The organism is Dietzia maris (assembly GCF_014144855.1).
In the GTDB taxonomy this organism is placed as follows: Bacteria; Actinomycetota; Actinomycetes; order Mycobacteriales; family Mycobacteriaceae; genus Dietzia; species Dietzia kunjamensis.
Map to the genome: position 1 here is coordinate 1 of NZ_JAALDN010000215.1, position 4307 is coordinate 4307.

4 protein-coding genes and 1 pseudogene are annotated in these 4307 nt (G+C 70.0%); all 5 read right to left on the minus strand.

Annotated features, from left to right (window positions below; genetic code table 11):
* Positions 1-189 (minus strand): annotated as a pseudogene (locus G6024_RS07550) (acyl-CoA dehydrogenase); the annotation flags it as partial.
* Between the two features lie 18 nt (positions 190-207).
* Entirely contained in the window at positions 208-1377 is a 1170-nt protein-coding gene (locus G6024_RS07555) for an acyl-CoA dehydrogenase family protein (protein WP_070721745.1), read from the minus strand.
* Positions 1378-1381: 4 nt separating this feature from the next.
* The gene (locus G6024_RS07560; protein WP_070721747.1) at positions 1382-2329 is read right to left on the minus strand and encodes an enoyl-CoA hydratase; all 948 of its coding nucleotides are present in this window, start codon (positions 2327-2329) and stop codon (positions 1382-1384) included.
* 84 nt (positions 2330-2413) lie between these two features.
* Positions 2414-3181 carry an SDR family NAD(P)-dependent oxidoreductase gene (locus tag G6024_RS07565; RefSeq protein ID WP_159148396.1) on the minus strand — a complete coding sequence of 256 codons (768 nt, stop codon included), beginning with the start codon at positions 3179-3181 and terminating at the stop codon, positions 2414-2416.
* Positions 3178-4307: AMP-binding protein (locus tag G6024_RS07570; RefSeq protein ID WP_159148397.1), on the minus strand; the 1130-nt coding region annotated here is incomplete at its 5' end. The genes G6024_RS07565 and G6024_RS07570, both read right to left, overlap by 4 nt.

Below are 4307 nucleotides of genomic sequence, written 5' to 3' on the forward strand. Positions count from 1 at the left end.
GCCGCCGGCGGCCTCGTCGATGAGCAGGGCTGCCGCGCCCGTCTCGGCGACGCGGCCCCACACGGCGGTGCCGGGGGCCGTGTCACCGGCGGCCCACGAGCGGATCACCGCGGGCATGTCGGACTTGGCCAGCAGGGAGTCGATGCTGCCGGCGAAGTCGATGATCTCGGGATCGAGTGCGAACTGCATGTTCAGAAAACCGCCTTCTCAGCCGCGCGGGAGGCCGAGGAGTCGCTCGGCGATGATGTTCTTCTGGACCTCGTTGGTTCCCGCGTAGATGGGGCCGGCGAGGGCGAACAGGTAGCCGTCCATCCACTGCTCACCGGCAAGCTCGCCGGCGGTGCCGAGGACGTCCAGGGCGGTCTCGTGGGTCGCGATGTCCCAGTCCGACCAGAAGACCTTGTTGATGGAGGACTCGAAACCGAGATTGGCGCCTCCGGTGAGTTTCGTGACCGTGTTCCAGGTGCTCAGTTCGTAGGCGCGCGACCCGATCCACGCGTCCACGACGCGGTCCGCCAGGGACCCACGGGTGCGGTCGTCGAGGTCAGCCTCGGCGGTGCCCCACAGGTCGAGCAGCCGGTCGGTCGTGGCGAGGAACCGTCCGGGGGAGCGCAGCGACAGGCCTCGCTCGTTGTTGGCGGTGGACATGGCCACCTTCCAGCCCTGGTTGACCTCGCCGATCACGCCGGACTCGGCGGGGTTCGCCGGGTCGTCGGGCACGAAGACGTTCTCGAGGAACAGTTCGGCGAAGCCGGGCAGCCCGTCGAGCTGATCGATCGGGCGCACGGTGACGCCCTCGGCCCGCAGGTCGAACATGAAGTAGGTCAGGCCCTTGTGGCGGGGTTCGTCCGGGTCCGTGCGGAACAGGCCGAAGCCCTTGTCGGCGAACGACGCGCGGGTGGACCACACCTTCTGCCCGTTGAGGACCCAGCCGCCGTCGACGCGCTTGGCGGTCGAGCGCAGTGAGGCCAGGTCGGAGCCGGCCTCGGGCTCGGACCAGGCCTGCGCCCAGATGTCGTCTGCCCGGGCCATGCGCGGCATGATGTGGGCCAGCTGCTCGGGGGAGGCGTGGTCGAACAGGGTCGGGGCCAGCAGGAAGATGCCGTTCTGGCTCACCCGCAGCGGCGCGCCGGCGCGGAAGTACTCCTCCTCGAAGACCACCCAGTTGACCAGCCCGCAGTCGCGGCCGCCGAACTCCTCGGGCCACGACACGACCGACATGCGGGCGTCTGCCATCGTCGCCTCCCACCGGCGGTGGGCCTCGAAGCCCTCGCGGGTGTCCATGTGGGGCAGCGGCTCGGTGGGCACGTTGGCCTCGAGCCACTGCCGCACCTCGAGCCGGAACTCGCGGGTCGATGCGTCCAGATCCAGATCCACGGCGTCAGTCCTTCTTCTCGCCGGTCGGGGCGGCGCCGCCCGTCGAGCCGGTGTTCGCGCTGTCGCGCATCGAGCGCGCGTCCATACCGCCCAGGGAGGCGGAGAACGAGTCGGTGTCGTCCGGCTCGGCGTTGGCGGAGTGCGCGAACATGTGCCAGCCGAACGCGGTGTCCAGGGAGGTCTGCAACCCCATCTGGTCCTCGTTCGAGTTGATGACCTTCTTGGCCAGCGTCAGACCGAACGCCGGCATGGCCTTGATCTCCTCGGCGATCGAGTCGACCTTGGCCTGCAGCTCCTCGCGGGGCACGACGTGGTTGAGCATTCCCCACTCCAGCGCCTCGGCGGCGCCGAACCTACGACCGGTGTAGAGGATCTCCTTGGCGCGGCGCGGGCCCAGCACGAAGGCGTGGGCGAAGTACTCGACGCCGGGGATGCCCATCTTCACCACGGGGTCGGAGAAGAAGGCGTCGTCGGAGGCCACGATGAAGTCGCAGATCCACGCCAGCATGAGCCCGCCGGCGATGCACGCGCCGTGCACCTGGGCGATCATCGGCTTGGGGATCTCCCGCCACCGGCGGCACATCTGGACGTAGACCTCGCTCTCGCGGGCCAGGCGCCGGTCGCCGCCGCCGCGGGTGGTGTGGTCCCACCAGAGCGCTGCGCGGTTGGGGTACTGGACGTGGTGGTCGCGCTCGGGCGTGCCGATGTCGTGGCCCGCCGAGAAGTGCCTGCCGTTGGCCCGCAGGACGATCACCTTGACCGCATCGTCCTCGACGGCCTTGATGAACGCGTTGTCCAGCGAGTACGTCATCACCGAGTTCTGCGCGTTGCGGAAGTCCGGTCGGTTGAGGGTGACGTACGCGGTGCCGTCGGTGACCTCGTAGGCCACGGGCTGCGTGTCCGGCCCGAGGTCGTCGACCCCGAGGACCGGGGGGATGGGTGCATCGGTCATGAGCTGGGGTTCTCCTTACCTAGCAAGTGCTTGGTTGGTAACTGTACCGGACGGGCGCGGCGAGCCGGATTCAGACGGCTCTCGTCACACCCCGTAACCCCCGTCCACGTCGAGCTTCTGGCCCGAGATGAACCCGGCGCGGTCCGACGCCAGGAACGCCACGGCCTCGGCGATGTCGGCGGCCGTGCCGAAGCGTCGCAGGGGGATGTTGCCGCGCGTGACCTCGAGCGCCCGCTCGTCGAGGTCGCCGGAGGCGATGAGCCGGGAGGCCATGCCGTCGGTGAGCATCCCCGGGCCCACGCAGTTCACCCGCACGCCGAAGCGCCCCTCCTCGGCCGCCAGGCCCCGGACGAGCTGCTCGACCGCGCCCTTGGGGGCGGCGGACAGTCCGTCGCGCACCGGATAGCGGGTGGTGGCCGCAGTGGTGACGACGACGACGTTGCCCGCCACCACGCGCAGGTGCTCCAGCGCGCGACGCACGATCGCGAAGAACCCGACCGCGTCGTCCTCGAGCTGCCGGCGGAACTCGGACGGCGCGATCCGGGACAGGTGCACCATGGGCACGTGCGGACCGGCGCAGTGGGCCAGTACGCGGATCCCGCCGTGTCGGGAGGCGATCCCGTCGATCACCGAGGCCACCTCGTCGTCGTCGTTCCCGTCGCCGTCACCGTCGGCGTGGCCTGGCGCCAGGCGCACGGCTTCCGCCCCCAGTTCCCGCGCCAGGTCCTCGGGCTCGGTCGAGCGGTAGCCGAGGACCAGGGGCGCGTCGGGGAACTCGTCCGCGAGCCGTCGGGCGACCGCTCCGCCGATCCCACCGGAGGCGCCGGTGACCAGGACGGCGCCGGGACTCATCGCAGCTCGGTCTTGACGATCTTGCCCGAGGCGTTGCGCGGAAGGGAGTCGACGAACGCGACCGTGCGCGGCCGCTTGAAGTTGGCCAGGTGCTCGGAGCAGAAGTCCAGAACGACCTGCTCGGTGAGGGTCGAGCCCTCGCGGCGGACGATGAACGCCTTGCCGACCTCGCCCATCCGATCGTCCGGGACACCGATCACGGCGGTCTCCACCACTCCGTCCAGGCGGGCCAGGGTCTGCTCGATCTCGGCGGGATAGACGTTGAACCCGCCGTTGATGTACATGTCCTTGAGCCGGTCGGTGATGCGCAGGTTGCCGTCGGCGTCGATCTCGCCGACGTCGCCGGTGTGCAGCCAGCCGTCCGGGTCGATGGTCTTGGCCGTGTTCTGGGGGTCGTCGAGGTAGCCCTGCATGACCATCTCGCCGCGGGTGAGGATCTCGCCGTGCTCGCCGATGCGGATCTCCATGCCCGGGTAGGCGCGGCCGCACGTGGTGGACACCGTGACGTCGTCGTCACCGGTGCGGGTGGTGGTGATGAAGCCCATCGTCTCCGTCTGGCCGTACGCGGTGATCACCGTCTCCAGCCCCAGGTCGGACTGCATCCGCTCGATGAGCACCACCGGCACCACCGAGGCGCCGGTCACCGCCACCCGCAGCGACGACAGGTCGTAGTCGACACGGGTGGGGTCGTCGAGCAGTGTCTGGAAGATCGTCGGTGCCCCGGTGAGGATCGTGACCTTCTCGTCCCGGATCAACCGCATGGTCTCGGTGGTCGAGTAGACGGCCAGGGGGACGATCGTCACGCCGAACAGCACGCACGTCAGGAAGCCGGCCTTGTAGCCGAAGCTGTGGAAGAACGGGTTGACGATGAGGTACCCGTCGCGCTCCGTGAGCCCGTTGTTGCCGCCCCACGCGCGCGAACCCGCGACGGTCTGCCGGTGCAGGGCCACCACACCCTTGCTCTTGCCGGTGGTACCGGAGGTGAAGAGGATGTCGGCCACGTCGTCCCCGGTCACCGCGTCGGCGCGCGCGTCCCCGGCGGCGAGCAGCTCCTCGGTGGCCAGCGCGCGCAGGTCGTCGAAGTCCACGACGTCGACGCCCCCGGCGGCGCCGGCCCCCGCGGGGA

Coding starts and splice junctions, on each gene's coding strand:
- G6024_RS07560 (WP_070721747.1), bottom strand. CDS start 2,329: ATGACCGATGCACCCATCCCCCCGGTCCTCGGGGTCGACGACCTCGGG.
- G6024_RS07565 (WP_159148396.1), bottom strand. CDS start 3,181: ATGAGTCCCGGCGCCGTCCTGGTCACCGGCGCCTCCGGTGGGATCGGC.